At 71.3% G+C, this 19,849-nt stretch carries 18 protein-coding genes and 3 pseudogenes; 15 read left to right on the top strand and 6 right to left on the bottom strand.

Going from position 1 to position 19,849, the window contains the following annotated elements; all coding sequences use genetic code 11:
* Positions 1-45: 45 nt before the first annotated feature.
* The 4 genes from QQK35_RS04415 to QQK35_RS04400 are packed head-to-tail and all read left to right on the top strand — an operon-like array spanning position 46 to position 3,552.
* Positions 46-1,371: an FAD-dependent oxidoreductase gene (locus QQK35_RS04415; RefSeq protein WP_284253110.1), complete on the top strand. Its 1,326-nt coding sequence runs from the start codon at positions 46-48 to the stop codon at positions 1,369-1,371.
* A 16-nt stretch (positions 1,372-1,387) separates the two neighbouring features.
* The gene (locus QQK35_RS04410; protein WP_284253109.1) at positions 1,388-2,317 is read left to right on the top strand and encodes a DUF6772 family protein; all 930 of its coding nucleotides are present in this window, start codon (positions 1,388-1,390) and stop codon (positions 2,315-2,317) included.
* A 42-nt stretch (positions 2,318-2,359) separates the two neighbouring features.
* Positions 2,360-2,686 (top strand): hypothetical protein, encoded by a 327-nt coding sequence (locus tag QQK35_RS04405; RefSeq protein ID WP_284253108.1) that lies wholly within the window; start codon positions 2,360-2,362, stop codon positions 2,684-2,686.
* Between the two features lie 53 nt (positions 2,687-2,739).
* The gene (locus QQK35_RS04400; protein WP_284253107.1) at positions 2,740-3,552 is read left to right on the top strand and encodes a sulfite exporter TauE/SafE family protein; all 813 of its coding nucleotides are present in this window, start codon (positions 2,740-2,742) and stop codon (positions 3,550-3,552) included.
* Position 3,553: 1 nt separating this feature from the next.
* Here the strand turns inward: QQK35_RS04400 and QQK35_RS04395 are convergent, their stop codons facing one another.
* From QQK35_RS04395 to QQK35_RS04385, 3 genes and pseudogenes are all read right to left on the bottom strand, one after another.
* Complete coding sequence (locus tag QQK35_RS04395) at positions 3,554-4,189, bottom strand: MBL fold metallo-hydrolase (protein ID WP_284253106.1); 636 nt, start codon at positions 4,187-4,189, stop codon at positions 3,554-3,556.
* A 325-nt stretch (positions 4,190-4,514) separates the two neighbouring features.
* Positions 4,515-5,249 (bottom strand): annotated as a pseudogene (locus QQK35_RS04390) (Gfo/Idh/MocA family protein); the annotation flags it as partial.
* A gap of 23 nt (positions 5,250-5,272) precedes the next feature.
* Positions 5,273-6,409, bottom strand: a complete 1,137-nt coding sequence (locus QQK35_RS04385; protein ID WP_284253105.1) for a Gfo/Idh/MocA family protein — start codon at positions 6,407-6,409, stop codon at positions 5,273-5,275.
* 110 nt (positions 6,410-6,519) lie between these two features.
* Between QQK35_RS04385 and QQK35_RS20235 the strand changes: the two are divergent.
* The 11 genes and pseudogenes from QQK35_RS20235 (at position 6,520) to QQK35_RS04325 (ending at position 17,425) form a co-directional block, all read left to right on the top strand.
* Positions 6,520-7,883 (top strand): annotated as a pseudogene (locus tag QQK35_RS20235) (ROK family transcriptional regulator).
* 310 nt (positions 7,884-8,193) lie between these two features.
* Positions 8,194-9,495 carry an extracellular solute-binding protein gene (locus QQK35_RS04370; protein WP_284253103.1) on the top strand — a complete coding sequence of 434 codons (1,302 nt, stop codon included), beginning with the start codon at positions 8,194-8,196 and terminating at the stop codon, positions 9,493-9,495.
* Between the two features lie 25 nt (positions 9,496-9,520).
* Positions 9,521-10,507 carry a carbohydrate ABC transporter permease gene (locus tag QQK35_RS04365; RefSeq protein ID WP_284253102.1) on the top strand — a complete coding sequence of 329 codons (987 nt, stop codon included), beginning with the start codon at positions 9,521-9,523 and terminating at the stop codon, positions 10,505-10,507.
* Positions 10,504-11,412, top strand: a complete 909-nt coding sequence (locus QQK35_RS04360) for a carbohydrate ABC transporter permease (RefSeq protein WP_284253101.1) — start codon at positions 10,504-10,506, stop codon at positions 11,410-11,412. Before QQK35_RS04365 ends, QQK35_RS04360 begins: the two co-directional genes overlap by 4 nt.
* A complete protein-coding gene (locus tag QQK35_RS04355) occupies positions 11,412-12,170 on the top strand; it encodes a 6-phosphogluconolactonase (protein ID WP_284253100.1) in 759 nt (252 codons plus the stop codon). Before QQK35_RS04360 ends, QQK35_RS04355 begins: the two co-directional genes overlap by 1 nt.
* Positions 12,167-12,964 (top strand): sugar phosphate isomerase/epimerase family protein, encoded by a 798-nt coding sequence (locus QQK35_RS04350; protein WP_348534882.1) that lies wholly within the window; start codon positions 12,167-12,169, stop codon positions 12,962-12,964. Before QQK35_RS04355 ends, QQK35_RS04350 begins: the two co-directional genes overlap by 4 nt.
* Before the next feature lie 25 nt (positions 12,965-12,989).
* Positions 12,990-14,174, top strand: coding sequence for a Gfo/Idh/MocA family protein (locus tag QQK35_RS04345; protein ID WP_284253098.1), 1,185 nt, complete (start codon positions 12,990-12,992; stop codon positions 14,172-14,174).
* Positions 14,171-15,069 (top strand): annotated as a pseudogene (locus QQK35_RS04340) (sugar phosphate isomerase/epimerase family protein). The gene QQK35_RS04345 and the pseudogene QQK35_RS04340 overlap by 4 nt, the downstream one beginning before the upstream one ends.
* Positions 15,070-16,221: an N-acetylglucosamine-6-phosphate deacetylase gene (locus tag QQK35_RS04335; protein ID WP_284253097.1), complete on the top strand. Its 1,152-nt coding sequence runs from the start codon at positions 15,070-15,072 to the stop codon at positions 16,219-16,221.
* The gene (locus QQK35_RS04330; protein WP_284253096.1) at positions 16,218-17,024 is read left to right on the top strand and encodes an MFS transporter; all 807 of its coding nucleotides are present in this window, start codon (positions 16,218-16,220) and stop codon (positions 17,022-17,024) included. Before QQK35_RS04335 ends, QQK35_RS04330 begins: the two co-directional genes overlap by 4 nt.
* A complete protein-coding gene (locus tag QQK35_RS04325) occupies positions 16,949-17,425 on the top strand; it encodes an MFS transporter (RefSeq protein WP_284253095.1) in 477 nt (158 codons plus the stop codon). Before QQK35_RS04330 ends, QQK35_RS04325 begins: the two co-directional genes overlap by 76 nt.
* Positions 17,426-17,454: 29 nt before the next feature.
* Here the strand turns inward: QQK35_RS04325 and QQK35_RS04320 are convergent, their stop codons facing one another.
* The 3 genes from QQK35_RS04320 to QQK35_RS04310 are packed head-to-tail and all read right to left on the bottom strand — an operon-like array spanning position 17,455 to position 19,795.
* Positions 17,455-18,126: an N-acetylglucosamine-6-phosphate deacetylase gene (locus QQK35_RS04320; RefSeq protein WP_284253094.1), complete on the bottom strand. Its 672-nt coding sequence runs from the start codon at positions 18,124-18,126 to the stop codon at positions 17,455-17,457.
* Positions 18,078-18,581 carry a hypothetical protein gene (locus tag QQK35_RS04315; protein WP_284253093.1) on the bottom strand — a complete coding sequence of 168 codons (504 nt, stop codon included), beginning with the start codon at positions 18,579-18,581 and terminating at the stop codon, positions 18,078-18,080. The genes QQK35_RS04320 and QQK35_RS04315 overlap by 49 nt, the downstream gene beginning before the upstream one ends.
* Complete coding sequence (locus tag QQK35_RS04310) at positions 18,578-19,795, bottom strand: ROK family transcriptional regulator (RefSeq protein ID WP_284253092.1); 1,218 nt, start codon at positions 19,793-19,795, stop codon at positions 18,578-18,580. The genes QQK35_RS04315 and QQK35_RS04310 overlap by 4 nt, the downstream gene beginning before the upstream one ends.
* Positions 19,796-19,849: the final 54 nt, after the last annotated feature.

Raw genomic sequence — 19,849 nt, 5'->3', positions numbered from 1 at the left:
GCGCCACGACGCCCCGCCCGCATCGACCAGGGAATCAGAGAGCGCGTGTTCATCACGGAGAAGAGCCGGGACATCCCGGTCGCCGGCAGCTACGACGTCATCGTCTGCGGCGGGGGTCCCGCGGGTCTCATCGCGGCGGCGGCCGCCGCGCGCAACGGCGCCCGGACGCTCCTGATCGAGCGCTACGGGTTCATCGGCGGCATGTCGACGAGCGCGCTCGTGACGCCGATCAGCGAGTTCCGCATCAACAGCAAGCAGCACATCGGCGGGATCCCCCTCGAGCTCATGAGGATGGCGGCGGAGCTCGACGGCGCCAACGTCTCGCTCGACAGCGGCAACTACCCCGTCAACGACGAGGTCCTGAAGCTCGCGGCGCAGCGACTGCTCCTCGACAGCGGCGTCACCCTGCTCTACCACTCCTGGATCTCCGACTGCGTCGTCGAGGACGGCCGCGTCACCCACGTCGTACTGCAGAACAAGGCCGGCCGGGTGGCGTACGAGGGCGCCGTGTTCATCGACTGCACCGGCGACGCCGACATCGTGCGGGCCGCCGGCCTGCCGACGGTCAAGGGAGACGTGCTGCAGCCGGCATCCCTGTGGTTCCAGCTGGGCGGGGTCGACACCGACGCCCTGGCCTACACGTTCGGCGACGCGGTCAACGGGGTGCTGCCGATCTCCGACGTCATCCGGGACAAGCTGGCCGAGCTGCACGAGCAGGGCCGCATCCCCATCTTCGGCGGCCCCTGGATCAACAAGTTCTTCCACGAGGGCATGGTCAGCATCAACCTCCTGCGCGAGCCGACGGACGCCAGCGATCCCGAATGGTTCACCCGCACCGAGTGCAGCATGCGCGAGAACCTGCACCTGATCATCGACGTGCTGCGCGAGAACTTCCCGGAGTTCGAGCACGCCTGGCTCGCGAAGTCGGGCATCCAGACCGGGGTGCGCGAGACGTACCACATCGTCGGCCGCCACGAGCTGACGAGGGACGACATCCTGAACCCCAAGGCGTTCCCAGACACCATCGCGAAGGGCGCGCACGTCATCGACATCCACGAGACCGACGGCAACGACCAGCTCGATTTCGTGATCCCGCGGCAGGAGTACAACATCCCGCTCGGCTGCCTCATCCCCCAGGGCAGCGTCAACCTCATCACCGCCGGTCGCTGTCTGAGCGCCGACGGACCCGGATTCGGCTCGGCACGGGTCATGGCCACGTGCATGGCCATGGGGCAGGGCGCGGGCACGGCCGCAGCGCTGGCCTTCCGCACCGGCCACGCCATCCCCGACGGGGATGTCGCCCTGCTCCGCCGCACCCTGATCGACCAGGGCGCCATCGTCGACTTCGACAACTGCCGGATCCCGGCATAGGACCTGAGGAGAGAGCATGCAGAAGTTCCTGAGCTACGAACGCGGTCTCGAGAAGTACAACCCGCTCGAGCGCGTCATCACCTACGACGATTTCGACACCGGGTTCAACGGCTGGATGGACCTCACGCCCAACTTCGTCTACGACGACTACGAGTCGTTCGACTCGGTCGTCGACCTCTCGAGCTGGGCGCCGACGATGCTGAGCTCGGCGTCGATGCGGTTCGCCTCGTCGCACGGCTCCATGGAGGGCACCTACTCGCTCAAGCTCTCGACCGCGCCGACGGGCGGTCCGCACACCGAGCCGCCGCGGCCCGGCAGCATGGGGCACGCGATCAAGCGGCTGTCCCGTTTCGGCGACCCGTCGAAGATCCAGATCGAGACCTGGTACTCGTACACCCCGACCCAGGACAGGGTGGGGCTCGGCGAGGAGGACATCCGGGCCTTCGGGTTCTTCTTCGACGTGCAGGACTCGGAGTACCGCTACATGCCGGGGGTGCGCTACGTGAACTCGCTCGGCGGCAATCTGGTGAAGAAGTGGCAGTACTACCGGGTCGCCGACGGCGTCACGCCGACGGACTGGAGCTTCGGCGTGGAGAAGGGCTGGTGCGTGCCCGGCGTCGACAACCAGTGGTACGGACGTCGTTTCGCCGACGGCTCCGGCGACGGGTACCAGTGGGTGCCCGGAGGCGAGCAGGACCTGCTCTACAACGAGAGCCCCGACAAGGTGAACTGGCTGTACCTGCGCCTCACGGTGGACGTGAAGAAGCGGGAGTACATCGAGCTCCAGTCGATGGACCGCGTGTTCGACATGCGCGGGCTGCAGCCGACCCTGACCAAGGGGTACAAGTCGATCGACAACCTCATCAATCCGGTCTTCTTCGTCGAGACCGACACGGACCGCTCCGTCCATCTCTTCCTCGACTCGGTCGTCTACTCGACCGAGTGACCGACGCCGCCGATATCCGTTCTCCCCATCGAAGGCAGGACCATGCTGACCACCAACACCTCCGTCCTCACCCGCCGGGTGCGGATCAGCGGCGACCACGCGACCCTGCCCTACGAGGCCGGATGGGCGAGCGAAGCCGTGTTCTTCCTCCAGGCGGAGGGCGGGCATCCTGACCTCTCCGTCGCGGCCGAGGTCTCGCCGGACGGGATCACCTGGATCCGCCGAGGGGCGCCGGTCGCGCTCCGGGGATCCGAGGCGCTCGCCGAGCTGCCGCTCACCGTCTTCGGCAACTGGTTGCGGCTCGTCGTGTCCGGGGCGACCGAGGCGGCGCCCGCGCGCATCCTGATCCACCTGACCCTGAAGGGCTGAGCGGCCTCCGGCTGCGGAGCGCGGCGCGTGCCGCATCCGGTTGAATGGCGGTGATGAACCCCCGCCGCATCTCCGCTCTGCTCGTCGTGGGGATCCTCGGCGGCGTCCTCTCCGGGATGTTCGGGGTCGGCGGCGGCATCATCATGGTGCCCCTGCTCCTCACCCTCGGCCGTATAGATCAGCGTCAGGCGGCGGCGACGTCGCTCGCCGCGGTCGTGCCCACCTCCGTCGTCGGCGCGGTCGCCTACGGCCTGGCCGGGCACGTCGACGTCATCGCGGGGCTGGTCGTCGCCGCCGGCGGGGTCGCGGGATCGCTCATCGGCACCCGGCTGCTCCGGGCGCTGCCGGTCGGCTGGCTCCGCTGGCTCTTCATCGCGCTGCTCCTGCTGGTCGCGGCCCGGCTGTTCTTCGAGGTGCCGGAGCGCGGCGCTGCGATCGCCTACACCTGGTACTCGATCGTGGGGCTGCTGGTGCTCGGGCTCGTGATGGGCATCGCGTCGGGGCTGTTCGGCATCGGCGGCGGCGTCATCGTCGTGCCGGTGCTCGTGGCGGTGTTCGGCGCGAGCGACCTGCTCGCGAAGGGCACCTCGCTGCTCGCGCTGCTCCCGGCCGCGGTGATCGGGTCGACGGCGAACGTGCGGGCACACCTGCTCTGGGTGCGGACCGCGCTGCTCGTCGGCATCCCCGCCGCTCTCGCGTCGTTCGGTGGCAGCGCGCTCGCATTGCTGCTCTCGCCTCAGACGTCGACGATCCTGTTCGCGATCCTCATCCTCGCGGCCGCCGCGCAGATGGTCGTGCGCGCGGTGCGCAGGCAGAGGACCCCGCCGGCCGACGCCGACGGGATCGCCGCACCCGCCGAGGACTGAGCTACAGGTCGATCGACTCCCCGACCTCGAGCGGGGTCCACGTGCCGCCGTTCTGCTCGGTGGCCCATTGCAGGCGGGCGGCGTGCATGCCCTTGCCGGCGACGGAGAGGGTCATGTCGTGCGCGTAGAAGGCGCGCTTCGGCTTGACGGCGAGCACGTAGTCCATGACCTCGCCGACCTTGAGCCACGGCGCGCCGGCCGGCGCCGCGAGCGTGCCGACCTCGACGCCCTCGGGCACGGTGAACGAGTCGCCGGGATAGTAGAGCTCGTCGTTCACGAGCACGCCCACGTTGTCGATCACCGGCAGCGAGGAGTGGATGACGGCGTGCTTCTCGCCGAAGAAGCGCAGCGTGAACGGCTCGACCTCGACGACGTCACCGGCTCGCACGACGTGCACCTCGAACCCGCTCGCGGCCGCCGCGACGCCCTGCGGTCCGTAGATCCGGGCGTCGGGGCTGATCTCGAGGATGCGTGCGAGGTTGTCCTCGGTCCAGTGGTCGGCGTGCTCGTGGGTGATCACGACGGCCACGGTGTTCGCGAAGTCCGGCGGGGTCAGGAACATGCCGGGATCGATGACCACCTGCTTGTCGGCGGACGAGATGACGAGGGTGGCGTGTTCGTACTTGGTGACCTTCACGATGCGACCCTAGCCGGGTCGGCTCAGCGGTCGCGGTGCTTCGGCTTCTGCACCGTGCCCGTGCGCGCGGCCTCGTAGAACGAGACGCACACGGAGAGGTTCTCCCACGCGTCCTCGACCGTCGACAGCGCCGAGGAGGGTCGCGCACGGCCGCGAGGATCGCGTCGATGCCGACCGTGTGGTCGGGCGGCGACGGCAGCTGCTGCCACGAGTCGTCGCCCGTGCCGAACTCGCGCAGGCCGATCATGCCGGTGGTCGTGTCGAGGTAGACGATCCCCTGGGTGCCGACGATGCTCGTCGAGATGCGCCAGCCGCCGGCCGGGGCGCTCCAGGTGTCCTCGATGGAGGCCATGACGCCGTTGCCGAAGCGCAGGATGGCGTGGCCGTAGTCCTCGACGCCGAGGTCGGTGTGCAGCAGGTTCGCCACACGGCCGCTCACCTCGTCGACCTCCTCGCCCAGCAGCCACCGCATCCGGTCGATCTGGTAGAGGCTGTGGTCGATCCAGCCGCCGCCGGGGGCGCGGTCGGGGTCGGCCCACCAGCCGCCGTCGGGATCCCCGCCCGGCCAGCCCATCGGCAGCGAGCCGCTCAGGCTGAACTGCGCCGACGTGATCCGCCCGAGGCGGCCGCCCGACACCCATTCCTTGAGCAGCTGGTTCTGTGCGGCCTCGCGCGAGCGGGACTCGCCCGGCATGAAGACGACGCCGGCGGCGTTCACCGCGTCGACGATCCGATCGGCCTCGGGCAGGGTGCGTGCGAGCGGCTTGACCGAGACGATGTGCTTGCCCGCCTGCGCGGCGGCGACCACGATGTCGGGGTTCTGGTCGACGCTCACGAAGCTCGCGATCACGTCGATCGAGTCGTCGGCGATGAGGGCGTGCAGGTCGTCGGTCACGGCCGGCGAGCCGGTCTTGGCGGCGACCTCCTTCGCCCGGTCGATGTCGCGGTCGGCGATGCCGACGAGCTCGGCGTCGTCCTTCGCGGCGATGGCCTCGGCGAGCGGGATCGCCGAGTACCAGTGGTCGAGTCCGACGACTCCGAAGCGGACGGCTGACGACATGATTCTCCTTATTGTCTGCGGGGTCAGAACGTGGTGGTGAGCTCGACGACGCGACCCTCGCGAGCCGACGTGCCGACGGCGATCATGATCTCGAGGGCGTGCCGGGCGTGCTCGGCGGTGAGCACCGGTTCGGCGCCGTGCAGCACGACGTCGGCGAGGTGGTCGACGAGCAGCGCGCGGCGAAGCGCGTCGCGTCGCGGATCGGCGAGCCAGCCGTCGCTCTTCGGCTGCACCCAGCCGTCCATGCCGGGCGCGACGTCGGTGCGGTACAGCTGCAGATCGGGTCCCGACGGATTGATGATGCCCATCGCACCCTGCCGGCCGAAGAGCTCCACCTTGGGGCTCAGCGACGCGTGCACGTTGTACGAGCCGTCGATGACGGCGAAGGTCGAATCGCCGAAGTCGAGCATGAACAGGTTCATGTCCGGCGTCGTGACCGGCATCTCGAGACCGGTGTACTCGTTGTCGCCGCGCACGGTGCGGATCGGGTCGGTGATGCCCGCGAAGGCGCTCACGCGGCGGGCGGGCCCGAGGATGCCGGTGATCTCGTGGATGCCGTATACGCCCATGTCGAACAGCGGACCGGAGCCCTCCTGGTAGAACCAGCTGGGGTCGAAGGGCCAGCCCTCGGGGCCGCCGCCCGGACCCTGGTGCGAGCTGCGCACCCGGGCGAAGGCGACCCGGCCGATGGCCCCCTGACGCACCAGCCGCTGCGCCTCGCGATAGGGGCGGTAGAGCATGTCCGGCGGTGCGACGATCACCGTCACCCCGTTCTGCTTCGCGGTCTCGATGATCCGGTCGGCGTCCTCGAGCGTGGTCGCGATCGGCTTCTCGACCACGAGGTGCTTGCCGGCGCCGACGATCGTCAGCGCGGTCTGCGCGTGCGCCGGGATCGGCGTCAGGTTGATGACGGCGTCGACCTCCTCGCCGGCGAGCAGCTCGTCGAGGGTCGCGTACACGTTCGGGATGCCGTACGTCGCCGCGGCGCGCTGCGCACGCTCCACCATCACGTCGGCGATCGACACCACCTGCACCTTGTCGGCGATGTGGTGCAGGTTCGGCAGCACCCCTTCGGGGATCGTCGCGATCCCGCCGGAGCCGAGCACGCCGATGCGCAGGCGCGAGGGCGACGAGACGGAGGGGGCGGCGACATCTGTCATGAGGCGATGCCTTTCATGGGTGGGTTGCGGAAGAATCGCCCCGACCCGGGGTGGAGACCGGGTGAGACCCCGCGTTCGGCACCGGCCGGCGCCGAACGGGTGGAGCCGACATGGCTTCGTGTATAGGATTATTCATTAAGGTTCCTTATTTCGTCAAGGGACCGGGCGCCCCCGGCGCCTCCGATCCAGAGCGTGGGAACGCCGAAGCGGGGGAGAGAAGGAGAGCCGTGGCCGAGTCACGCCGGACCGCAGCGCCGTCCGCGGCCATCGCGCCGTCGATCCTGCGCACGATGAATCAGCGCTACCTCCTCGACTGGCTGTACAGCAACGGACCCGCCACCCGCCCGCAGCTGGCGCGCGACTCCGGCCTGTCGCAGCCGACGGTCTTCGCGACGCTCGCCAACCTCGAGCAGGCGGGTCTCGTGCGGCCGAGCGGCCAGTCCGACGAGCCGGCCGGCCGGCCCGCGCTCATCTACGAGGCGGATCCCACCGCCGGCGCGGTGCTCGCGGTCGACCTCGGGTACGACTGGGTGCGCATCGTCGTGACCGATCTTCTCGGTCGCCAGCTCGGCAAGGTGGAGCATCGCAACACCGCGCGCAGCTCCAAGTCGCTCGTGGATGCGGTGGTGGAGGGCGCGTCGCAGGTGGCGAAGGACGCCGGTCTCGAGCTCTCGGGCATGACGACGGCGGTCATCGCGTCGCCCGGCGTCTACCGGGCACAGGCCGGCCGCGTCGCCTACGCGGCGCAGCTGCCGGGATGGCAGCGCCCCCGGCTGGCCGAGGAGCTCGAGAAGCGCCTCGGCCTGCCCATCACGATCGAGAACAACATCAATCTCGCCGCCCTGAGCGAGTACACGGAGGGCGCCGGCCAAGGGGTGAGCCCCTTCGCCTTCCTGCACATCGGAACCGGCGTGGGTCTGGGCATGGTGATCGACGGCGAGGTGTTCCGGGGGCGACGGGTGCCGCCGGCGAGGTCGCCTTCCTGCCGCTCCTCGACGTCGAGGGGGCCACGCCCGAGGACCGCAACCGGGGCATCCTCGAGGAGGCTCTCGGAGCCGATGCCCTCGTCTCCGCCGCGAAAGACGCCGGGATGACGGGAACGATCACCCCGGCGCGGGTCTACAAGGAGGCACGGGCGGGGTCGGCGCTCGCCCTCGGCGTCGTGCGCGGTCAGACCGAGCTGCTCGCCCGCCTGCTGGTCAGCCTGTGCTCGTTCCTCGACCCGGAGCTCGTCGTGCTGGGCGGCGGCGTCGGCCAGAACCTCGACCTGCTGGGCGTGGGACTCATGGATCGCATCGGCGAGCTGTCGCCGCTGCGTCCTCGGCTCGCGGCGAGCAGCCTCGGCAGCGATGCGGTCGTGCGGGGCGCCGTGGTCCACGGGATCTCCCTCGCGCGCGAGGCCGAGTTCCAGGCGCGGATGGCCTCCGCGATCACCGAGGCCGCCCCGGCTGCGGAGCGAACCGGGATCTCCTGACCTCGTCCGGGTTGCAGAATACGCACACATTCTGCAACCTCTGCCAAGAGCAAGCGGGGTCCGCTGTCGCCCGGTGTAGCTCATCCGGCGCGCACTGCGATCCCTGATATCCGCTGTGATCACGGGCGTTTGTTCCTGCCGCTGACGGCGGACGCGACTCGTGCGGCATCCACTGGGCTCCCCGTTCTTGTCAAGATTGGTGCTTGACCAAGAAAGAGCCTTAACGAATACTCCTTAATAACTATCGGGCAGTCGAGCGGGTCACCGCCTTCGGAGCCCCTGCACCGCGATCACTTTTCAAGGAGGAAACATGTGGAGGAAGCACTACCTGGCGGCCGGTGCCGTCGGCCTCGCGGCGGCCCTGGCCCTGACCGCGTGCAGCAGCGGCTCCGGCGGCGGAGGTGACGGCGGCTCGAGCACCACGCTCGACGTCTGGCTCATGCAGAACACGCTGACGCCCGCGTCGCAGAAGCAGCTCGAGCAGAAGTTCGAGGCCAAGACCGGCGCGAAGCTCAAGATCTCGATCCAGCAGTGGGACGACATCAACACGAAGATGACGACCGCCCTCGCGACCGACACCCCGCCGGACGTCGTCGAGATCGGCAACACCGACGTCCCGCTGTTCGCCGCGAACGGCGCCCTCGCGGACCAGACCGCCGAGAAGAGCAAGCTGGCGGGCGGCAGCACGTTCCTCACCGGTCTCGAGGGGCCGGCGACGGTGGACGGCAAGATGTACGCCGCTCCGTTCTACGCGGGGGCCCGCGGCGTCATCTACAACACGGACCTGTGGAGCAAGGCCGGCATCACGGCCCCGCCGACCAGCTGGGACGAGTTCACGGCCGACCTCGACAAGGTCGCCGCGACCGACTCCGCCCCCGACTTCTCACCCGTGTACCTGACCGGCACGTACTGGTACGGCGGCTTCACCTTCGTGAGCGACGCCGGCGGTTCGATCGCGACCGAGAAGGGCGGAACCTGGACGTCGGGCCTGACGAGCCCGGCCGCCCAGAAGGGCCTGTCGCAGTTCAAGGCGTTCCAGAACAAGTACTCGACGACCGCGTCGCGCACGGCGCCGCTGGACACCCCCGATCCGAACGCCGTGTTCGGCACGGGCAAGACCTCGGTCATCTTCGGCAACGGCAACTCGGTGGCGACGATCCTCTCGACCTACCCGGCGCTCAAGGGCAAGGTCGGCACCTTCGCGCTGCCGAGTGAGAACCACCCCGGCAAGGCTTCGCCGACCTACCTCGGCGGCTCGGACCTCGGGATCGCGGCGAAGAGCAAGAACCTCGCCCTGGCGAAGAAGTTCATCGCGCTCATCACGTCGAGGTCGGTGCAGATCGATCAGCTGGTGAAGCTCGACGGACACATGCCGGTGACGACGAAGCTGCTCGACGAGGCGACGCCGGAGGTGTCGCCGGTGCTGCGGGCGTTCTACACCGCGGGCAAGAAGAGCTACTCGACGCCGGCGGCGCCGGGCTGGGCGACCATCGAGACCGACCAGTCGGTGCTCGCCTTCTTCTCCGAGGTCGCGGCGGGCACGAGCACGCCCGAGCAGTCGGCCCAGACGTTCAGCGCCCACCTCACCAAGGCGCTCAACGCCAACCAGTAGCAGCGACCGATCGAAGGAAGACGACATGTCGTCGGACACCTCGCAGATGAACGCGCGAGGGATCGCCCCGACCGGGGCGGATGCGGGCCGCGGCTCGCATCCGCCCCGCGGGTCCGCCCGCCGCCGCCGCTGGGTCGCCCCCGTGATCCTGATGGCGCCCGCGATGGTCGTGCTCGCGGTGATCCTCGGGTATCCCCTCGTGCGGCTCGTGCTCAACTCGTTCCAGGACTTCGGCCTGCACGCCCTGTTCACGGGTCAGAACGAGTGGATCGGGATCGCCAACTACACGGCGATCTTCACCGACTCCGACTTCCTGCCGGTCATCGGCCGCACGCTCGTGTTCACCCTCGGCCTGTGCGTAGCCTGCATGGTGATCGGCATGGCGATGGCGCAGCTCATGACCCGGGTCGGCGGGTTCACCCGGATGCTGCTGAGTTTCATCCTGATCCTCGCGTGGGCGTTGCCCACGGTGTCGTCCACCCTCGTCTGGCAGTGGCTCTTCCAGCCGCTGTACGGCGTCTTCAACTGGGTGATCACCCGGCTCGGCGTGTTCGGGGACTACACGGAGCACAGCTGGACGAGCGAGCCGTTCCAGGCGTTCGCGATCGTGTTCATCCTGATCGTGTGGCAGGCGGTGCCGTTCGTGGCGCTCACCCTCTACGCGGGGCAGTCGCAGATCTCGTCCGACTACTACGAGGCGGCGATGCTCGACGGCGCGACGGGATGGCGCATCTACCGGTCGGTGACCCTGCCGTTCCTGCGGCCCGTGCTCTACCTGGTCGCGATCCTCCAGGTGATCTGGCACTTCAACACGTTCAACCAGCTCTGGATCCTCACCCAGGGCGGGCCGAACGGCAAGACCACCACCCTCAGCATCTGGTCGTTCCAGAAGGCCTTCGCCTCGAACTCGTTCGGGCAGGGCTCCGCCATCGCGATCGTGACGGCCCTGATGCTCATGGTGATCACGTTCTTCTACATCCGCCGCCTCGTCCACTCGGGAGAGAAGCTGTGACCACGACCGCCCAGCCCGCCACCGCCGCGGGCACCGCCGAGGTCGTCGGCGGGACCGCGCGCGGGGAGGTGCGCCGGCGACGCCGCCGCGCCAAGAACCCGGGCTCGCACCTGCTCGTCTACGTCCTGTGCGTGATCTGGATCTTCCCGATCTACTGGATGCTGAACACGTCGTTCAAGGCACCCGCGGACATCCTCTCGACGACCCCCGCGTTCCTGCCCTCGCCGCCGAGCATCCAGAACTACATCGACGCCTTCACGAAGGCCGGGTTCATCTCGTCGCTGCTCAACAGCCTCGGGGTGACGCTCGCGACGGTCGTCGTGTCGATCGCGCTCGGCTTCCTGGCATCCGCGGCGCTGACCAAGTTCCGGTTCTTCGGACGCCGGGCGATCCTGATCACGATCATCTGCGTGCAGATGATCCCGGGCACGGCGCTGCTGATCCCGCTGTTCTTGTCGTTCAAGAGCCTCGGCCTGCTGAACAACTACGCCGGCATCGTGCTCGCCTATGTCGCGACCGTGCTGCCGTTCAGCATCTGGGTGCTGCGCAGCTTCTTCCTCGCACTGCCGGACGAGATCGAGGAGGCGGCCAAGGTCGACGGAGCCAGCACCTGGCGCATCCTGCGCTCGATCTACCTGCCGCTCGTGCTGCCGGGGCTCATCTCGACGAGCGTGTTCGCCTTCATCAATGCGTGGAACGACTACATCACCGCCTACGTGATGCTCGAGGACCAGTCGAAGTACACCCTGCCGGTCTGGCTCGTGTCGTTCAGCACGAACGAGGGCACCGACTACGGAGGCCTCATCGCGGCGTCGGTGATCTTCTCCCTGCCGGTCGTCATCTTCTTCGTGCTCGTGCAGCGCAACCTCGTCTCCGGCATGTCGGCGGGCGCGGTGAAGGGCTAGTGCTGCGCGTCGAGACCCTCGACGACCGACGGGCGCTCGGCATCCGGGCGGGCGCGGATGTCGCCGCCGAGCTGCGTCGCCTGCTCGAGCGGCAGGCATCGGTGCGGGCCATGTTCGCCGCGGCACCGAGCCAGACCGAGACGCTGGAGGCGCTGGTCGCCGCTCCGGGCATCGACTGGAACCGGGTCACCGCGTTCCACATGGACGAGTACGTCGGGCTGCGGCACGGTGCGCCCGAGCGGTTCGGCGCCTGGCTGTCGCGGGCGCTGTTCGACCGTGTGCCGTTCGGCGCCGTGCACGTCATCGATCCCGGCGACGACCCGGATGCCGAGGCCGCCCGCTACGGCGCGCTGGTCACCGAGGCGCCGATGGACCTCGTGTGCCTGGGCATCGGGGTCACCGCACATCTCGCGTTCAACGATCCGCCGGATGCCGATCTCGCGGATCCGGCCGCGGTGAAGCTCGTTGAGCTCGATCTCGAGAGCCGCCGCCAGCAGGTGGCCGACGAGTGCTTCGCGGCTCTCGACGAGGTGCCGACCCACGCGCTCACCGTCACGATCCCGCCGCTCGTCGCGGGACGGCGGCTGTTCTGCATGGTGCCCGGCGCGCTCAAGGCGCGCGCGGTGCGGGCGACGCTGCGCGAGCCCGTCTCGGCCGGGACGCCGAGCACGGTGCTGCGCGGGCATCCCGCCTGCACCCTCTATCTCGACGCCGAGTCGGCGGCGCTGCTGGACCCCGCGGAACGGAACGCGGCATGAGCGGCTGGCGGCTCTCGGGCTTCGGCGACGAGATCGACCCCGAGCCGTGCGTGCAGCTCGCCGTGCTCGCGGCGGTGGGGGCGCGGCTCATCGACGTGCGCTCGGCATGGGACGTCAACATCGTCGAGCTCGACGCGGATCGGCTCGCCGAGCTCGCGGGACTCGTGCGGGATGCGGGCATGGCCGTCTCCGCGGTCTCGTCGCCGGTGGGCAAGGTCGACATCGACACGCCCGTGGAGGACGAGGTCGAGCGGCTCGAGCGCGCGGTCGCGGCCGCGCACGCACTCGGCGCCCCCTTCGTGCGGGTCTTCTCCTTCCAGTACGGGCATCGCGATCCGGAGTCGGTGCGCGACGAGGTGCTTCGGCGGCTGGCCGCGCTGGTCGAGGTCGCGCGGCGCGGCGACGTCGTGCTGCTGCTCGAGAACGAGTCGGGCCTCTACGGCGACCAGCCCGAGCGGGTGCTGGATGTCGTCGAGTCGGTCGGCTCGGAGCGGCTGCGGGTGGCGTGGGATGGCGGCAACTTCGTACGCGTCGGCCGTCGGCCCTTCGACGAGGCGTTCCCGTTGCTCGTGGCGCACATCGCCTACCTGCACGTGAAGGACGCGCTCGCGGACGGCGCCAGCGTGCCCGCCGGCGCGGGCGACGCGCAGCTGCCCGAGACCATCGCCGCCCTGACGACGTCGGGCTTCGACGGCGTGGCGGCGCTCGAGCCGCACCTCGCGGTCGCGGGCCGGCTGGGGGCTTCACCGGGCCGGCGGGATTCGGCGTGGCGGCCCGCGCGTTCACGGCTCTGATCGACCGAGTGGAAGGACACCTCGCATGACGACGGAATCGACGGCCGGCACGCTGGCGGAGCGGATGGGTGTCGCCCTCGTGGGGTGCGGGGTCATCGGCCGCACGCACGTGCAGGCGATCCGCGCCTTCGACGAGCTGGAGCTCGTCGCCCTCGTCGACCCGGTGGTCGACGCTCGCCGGGAGTTCGCGGACGGGATCCAACGGGAGGGCGGCGCGCGCCCGACGGAGTACGACCGACTCGACGAGGCACTCGCCGATCCGCGCGTGCAGCTCGTCGTCGTGGGCACCCCGACGGGGCTGCACGCCGAGCAGGGTCTCGCCGCGTTGCGGGCCGGACGGCACGTCATCATCGAGAAGCCGCTCGACGTCGACATGCACCGCGCGCGGGAGATCGTCGCCGAGGCGACGGCCGCGGCCGGCCGCGGCGTCGTGGGCTCCGTCATCAGCCAGCACCGTTTCGACGACGCGACGCGGGCGGTGCGCGCGGCGATCGACGACGGCCGGCTCGGCGTCGTGACCTCCGCCATCGCGACCTCGCCGCGCTGGCGCACCCAGGCCTACTACGACTCGGGCGACTGGCGTGGCACGTGGGCGATGGACGGCGGCGGCGCGCTCATGAACCAGGGCGTGCACACGCTCGACGTGCTGCTGGCGCTGCTCGGGCGCCCGGTCGAGATCTCGGCCCGCACCGCGCTCCTCGCGCACGAGCGCGTCGAGGTGGAGGACACGATGGTGGCGACGATCGAATTCGAGAGCGGAGCCCTCGCGGTCATGCACGCGTCCACCGCGGCGAGCCCCGGCCTGGCATCCCGGGTGCAGGTCATGGGGTCGGCCGGCTCGGCGATCATCGACGACGATCAGCTGCTCTACCTGCACGCCGAGCGCGAGCCCGACGGCTCGCCCGCGACGGATGCGGACGGCGACCAGTCGGAGCGGGCGCTCGCGGCGCTCGGAGCCGGACGCCACGACGACATCGCGAGCGGCGGCGACGCGCGCGACGTGGCGGCGGGGCACGTGCGCCAATACGCCGATGTGCTGCGGGCCATCCGGGAAGGCGGACGGCCGGGTGTGCGCATCGACGAGGCGGCGATCGTGCTCGCGACGGTGCGGGCGGTGTACCTCTCCGCGACGCTCGGCGCGCCCGTGCGGCTGGAGGACGTGATGAACGGGCGCTACGACGACACCGAGGTCAGGACGGGGCGGGCATGAGGTTCTCGGTCTTCACGGCATCCACCCCGGAGTGGACCCCCGGCAGGCGGCGCGCGCGCTCGCCGAGCAGGGCTGGGACGGCGTCGAGTGGCGCATCACCGACCAGCGGGAGGCGCCGGAGCCCGGCTTCTGGGCCGGCAACCGCAGCACCTGGCCCTTCACCGGGCTCGAGGAGCGCCTCGACGAGATCGAGCGGGTGACCCGGGATGCCGGCCTCGCGTTCTCGGGGCTCGGGGGCTACCAGCGCTGCGACGACCACGACGGCGTCGAGCGCATGCTCGCGGCGACGGCGCGGCTCGGCGCGGAGCGGGTGCGCGTGACCATGCTCCCGCTCGGCACCGCGGCATCGGGTGAGGGCGAGCCGAGCGGTCGCTCCTACCCCGACCTGTTCGACGAGACGCGCGAGCACGTCCGGTGGCTCGCCGACCGCGCGGCCGCGCACGGCGTGCTGGCGCTCATCGAGCTGCATCCGCGCACGGTCGTCTCGTCGGCCTCGGCGGCCGTGCGCCTGCTCGAGGACGTCGACCCGGCGCACGTCGGCGTCATCCACGACTCCGGCAACCTCGTCTCGGAGGGCGGGGAGGACACGCTCGCGGGCTTCCAGATGCTCGGGTCGCACCTCGCGCACGTCCACCTCAAGAACGCCCGCTGGCGGGTCGTCGGCGAGGAGGGCGAGGGCGCGCTCGCCGGCACGAAGCGCTGGGCGCCGGGCCCGGTTCCGCTGCGCGAGGGGCAGTGCGACCTGCTCGACCTTGTGCGCTCCCTGCGACGGGTCGGCTACGACGGCTGGCTCACGGTGGAGGACTTCTCCACCGACGAGCCGCTCGCCGCGCGCACGGCCGGCAACCTGGCCTACCTCCGCGCGGTGCTCGCCGCCGCCGATGCGGAGGGCTGAGTGGACGAGTGGAGCGGGCACCTCGCCACCGGCGAACCGGTACGTGTGCGCGCGGCCGGCGGCGTCGTCACGGCGATCGAACCCGCGAGCGAGCACGATGTGCCCGATGTCTGGATCGTCCCCGGTCTCGTCGACCTACAGGTCAACGGCATCGCCGACCTCGACCTGAACCGCGGCGATCCGTCGCCGGAGACCGTCGCGGGCGTCGTGCGCGCGCTGCAGCGCGAGGGCGTCACCCGGTTCCTGCCGACCGTCGGCACGGCGTCGGAGGAGCACATCACGGCGGCGGTTCGGGCGATCGCGGATGCCTGCGACGCGGACCCGGACGTCGCGCGGGCGGTCGCCGGCATCCACGTCGAAGGGCCCTTCATCTCCGGTGAGGACGGCCCGCGCGGGGTGCACGACCCCGCCGCCGTGCGGCCGGCCGACCCCGACGAGGTGCGCCGGTGGCAGGAGGCCGCGCGCGGTCGGATCCGGATGGTGACGTTCGCGCCGGAGTCACCCGGCGCCCTCGACCTCGTGCAGGCGCTCGTGCGCGAGGGGATCATCGCGGCGATCGGCCACGGTGCCCCGACCGAGGAGCAGGTGCAGGCGGCGGCCGACGCGGGGGCGACGATGTCGACCCACCTCGGCAACGGTGCGGCGCCGATGCTGCGGCGGCATCCCAACCACCTCTGGGCCCAGCTCGCCGACGACCGGCTCTGGGCCGGGCTCATCGGCGACGGGTTCCACCTGCCGGCCAGTACCCTGACGACGATGATCCGGGCGAAGGGCGACAAGGCGATCCTCGTGAGCGACGTGGGGTCGCTCGCCCGGATGCCCGCGGGCCGCTACAGCGGACGGCACCACACCGACGTGGTGCTCGAGCCGAGCGGGCGGCTGCACATCGCCGGCTCCGAACTGCTCGCCGGATCTGCCAGCACCCTGCGCGACAGCATCGCGAATGTGGCGCGACGGGGCATCGTGCCGCTCGCCCGGGCCGTGGAGCTGGCCAGCCGGCACCCCGCGCGACTCCTCGGGCTCGACGCCGACGGCGCCGGCGACCTCGCGGTCGGGGCGGCCGCCGATCTGGTCGTGCTGCACCGCACCGACGACCTCGCCGTCGCCCAGACCGTCGTCGCCGGGCGCACCGTGCATCGCGCGGCGTCGTGAGCACGCTCACCGCGCCCGACCTCGCGGCGATCCGGCGCTGGCGCACCTCGGTGCTCGTCGTCTTCGGGCTGGCGGGCGTCGGCGTCGCCAGCTGGCTCTCGCGCCTGCCGAGCGTGCGCGACGGGCTGGAGGCCACGACCCTCGCGATGGGCGTGCTCGCGCTGGGGATCTCGATCGGCTCGGTCGCCGGGTTCGCGGTGGCCAGCCGGATCGCCGTGCGCTACTCGCCGCGCGCCGTCATCCGCGCATCGCTCGGCGTCGCGATGGGCGGGCTGCTGCTCGCCGGGGTCAGCGGAGGCGTGCTGCCCGACTATCCGCTCGCGATGGCGGGGCTCATCCTGCTCGGTCTCGGCAACGGCACCTGCAACGTCACGATGAACGTCGAGGGTGCGGCCATCGAGCGGGCGCTTCGCCGACCCGTGATGCCGTGGTTCCACGCGCTCTACTCGATCGGCGCGGCCGTCGGCGCGAGCATCGGCGCGCTCGCCGCCGCCCTCGGGATCTCGCCCTCCGTGCAGATCCCGGTGGTCGTCGCGGCCATGGCCGTCACGACGGTGTTCGCGACGCGGCACCTCGGCACCGAGCCGCACGCCCGGCCGGGGGCCATCCGGCGTCCCCGGCGCGCCGGCGCTCGCCCTGGTTCGAGGGCGGCACCCTGCTCATCGGCCTGGTCGTCGTGGGCATGTCGTTCGCCAACGGCGCCGCCAACGACTGGATCGCCCTCGCGATGGTCGACGGGCACGGCAGCGGACCGGGCGTCGCGGCGCTCGCGGTCGACGTGTTCACGATCGCCGTCGTGGTGACCCGGCTCACGGGGGTGCTGCTGCTCTCCCGGCTCGGGCGGGTGCGCACCGTGCAGCTCACGGCGGCGGTCGCGATCGCCGGGCTGCTGCTGTTCATCCTCGTGCCGAATCCCGTGGTCGCCTTCGTGGGGGCCGCGCTCTGGGGGCTGGGCGTCTCGCTCGGCTTCCCGATCGGGATGTCGGCCGCGGGCGACGAGGCCCAAGGCGCGACCGGTCGCATCGCCGTGGTCGCCGCGATCGGTTACGCGGGATCGCTGGTCGGGCCGCCGCTCATCGGGTTCGTGGCGGGCGGCGTCGGCATCCGGACCGCGCTGCTCATCGCCGTGGTGCTCGTCGTCGCGGCCGGCGCCGTGGCGCCCGTGCTCTCCCGATCGCGCCGCGACGCCCCGACGACGCCCTGATCGCGCCGGGTCCGGCGACCGTCCGCCGCTCAGCCCGCGGCGAGCACCCGCAGCAACCGGCCCCGGTCGTCCAGGGCGAGCAGATGCGCCCGGGCGCCGGCGACGAGCCGACCTCGATCGGTCCAGCCCATCCGGTCGGCGGGGGTCGTCGATGCCATGCGCACCGCGTCCGCGATCGGCACCCCGAGCTGCGACACCGCCCTTTCCACGGCGGCGGCGAGGGTGAGCGTGGAGCCCGCCAGGGTCGTGGTGCCGGTCAGGCGGGCGGCGCCGTCGACCACGTCGATCTCGCGGCCGGCGACGTCGTAGTGCCCGTCGCCCAGCCCCGCGGCGGCTGACGCGTCGGTCACGAAGGTCACGCGCTCCGGCCCGGCGGCGCGGATCGCGAGACGCACCGCGTCGGGTGCGAGGTGGATGCCGTCGACGATGAGCTCCACCGAGACCCGCTCGTCGAGCAGAGCGCGCGCGACGGGACCGGGCCGGCGGTGCTCGAGGGGCGGCATCGCGTTGTAGAGGTGGGTGACGTGACGGGCGCCGGCGTCGATGCCGGCGGCGAAGGCGTCGCCGTCGGCATCCGTGTGCCCGAGCGCGAACCGCACCTCGTCGTGCCGGGAGATGAGCTCGAGCGCGCCGGGCAGCTCGGGCGCGATCGTCACGAGACGGGTGTATCCGCCGGCGGCCTCGAGCAGGTGCGCGAACACCGTCTCCTCCGGGTCGCGCAGCGCCGACGGCGGGTGCGCGCCCCGCCGGGCGGGGAGAGGAACGGTCCCTCGAAGTGGATGCCCGCGAGCTGCGGCGCCGACCCGTCGTCGATCACGGCGGCGATCGCGCGGGCCGCCTCGAGCATCCGGGGCAGGGGCATGCTGCCGATCGAGGCGAGCAGGGTGGTCGTGCCCGCGCCCCGGTGCACGCCCGCGGCGACCCGCACGTCATCCTGCGCACCCGCGTACAGCGATCGGCCCCCACCGCCGTGGCAGTGCACGTCGACGAAGCCGGGCACGAGCCAGCCGCCCGCGAGGTCGACGACCTCGGCGTCGGCATCCGGCGGGGCGCCGATCCCGAGCGCCTCGATGCGGTCGCCCGCGAGCAGCCAGCCGTCGTCGAGCACGCCGTCCGGCGTGACGATGTGGGCGCCGCGGACCAGCAGGCCGCTCATCCGGCCGCCGCGAGCCGCGTGTCGCGGGCGGGCGCGTAGGTCTCGAAGACGTGCAGGATGTGGTCGCCGTCGCTCGTGATCGTCGTCACGTCGTCGCGGTTCACGCCGAGCTCGAGGTACAGGCTCGACAGGGCGAGCGACATCGCGCCGAGCAGGCCGGCCGAGTCGTCGAGGCTCGAGCGGCGCACCGAGGCGCGGACGCCGACGCTCGCCTCCACCTGCGCCCCCAGACGGGCGAGCAGGGTGTCGTCGAACGAGTCGGAGAGGCCGCCCGTGACGAGGATCGACTGCGGTTCGTAGGCGAGCGCGACGACCGAGAGCAGGTGCTGCAGAGTCGCATGCACCCGGTCGACGGTCGCGCGGTGCCGGCGCGGATCGGCGAAGATCTCGCGCGCGCTCGAGACGGGCGTGCCCTGCTCACGGGCGTAGGCGACGAGTCCCGCGCCCGAGACGAGGTCGCGCACGCGGTGCGGGGAGTCCGGCAGCGGCAGGCGCCCGAACTCGCCGAGCTCGCCGTCGCGACCCGACAGCACCCTGCCGTCGATCGAGATCGCGGCGCTGAGGCCGGTGCCGAGCACGAGCAGCGCCACCGTCTCGCCCAGGGTGCCGGAGCCGTACTGCAGCTCGCCGAGCAGGGCCAGGTTGGAGTCGTTGTCGAACGAGGTGGGCACGCCGGTCGCCTCGACGAGACCGTCGATGAAGTCGGTGCCGATGATCTGCGGCAGGTTGACGGAGCCGACCACGCGCTCCTTGTCGCCCGCCACGGCGCCCGGCAGACCGACCGCGACGGCCCCGAGCTCCACGCCGCCGCCGTGCCGCACCGCGAGGTCGAAGATGTGGCCGGCGAGCCAGTCGGCGAGCTCCGGCCCGGACAGCTCGGAGGGCGTCATGAGGTGCCGCCGGCCGAGGGTGCCGCCCAGCGCGTCCGCCAGCACGATGCGGCAGTTCGTGCCGCCGAGGTCGACGCCGGCGACGATCGCCTGCCGGGCATTGAGGTGCAGCCGGGTGGCGGTTCGCCCCGGCCCGGAGCGTTCGCGCGGGTCGCCCTCCAGCACGAGACCCTCGTCGACGAGGTCCTCGACGACCCGGAAGACGGTCGCCTGGCTCAGCCCGGTGGCGCTGACCAGCCGGGGCCGGTCGAGTTCGCGAGCCGAGATGAGCGCGGACAGCACGGCGCTGCGATTGAAGCCGCGGGGGAGCGACGGGGTGCCCATCGGAATTCCTTTCAGCCTGAATTAGATTCCGACTGAATCATAAACACCCGCCGC

Origin of the sequence: Pseudolysinimonas kribbensis, assembly GCF_030161895.1 — a bacterium.
Lineage (GTDB): Bacteria > Actinomycetota > Actinomycetes > Actinomycetales > Microbacteriaceae > Pseudolysinimonas > Pseudolysinimonas kribbensis.
This window is presented reverse-complemented; position numbering and strand designations above follow the sequence as displayed.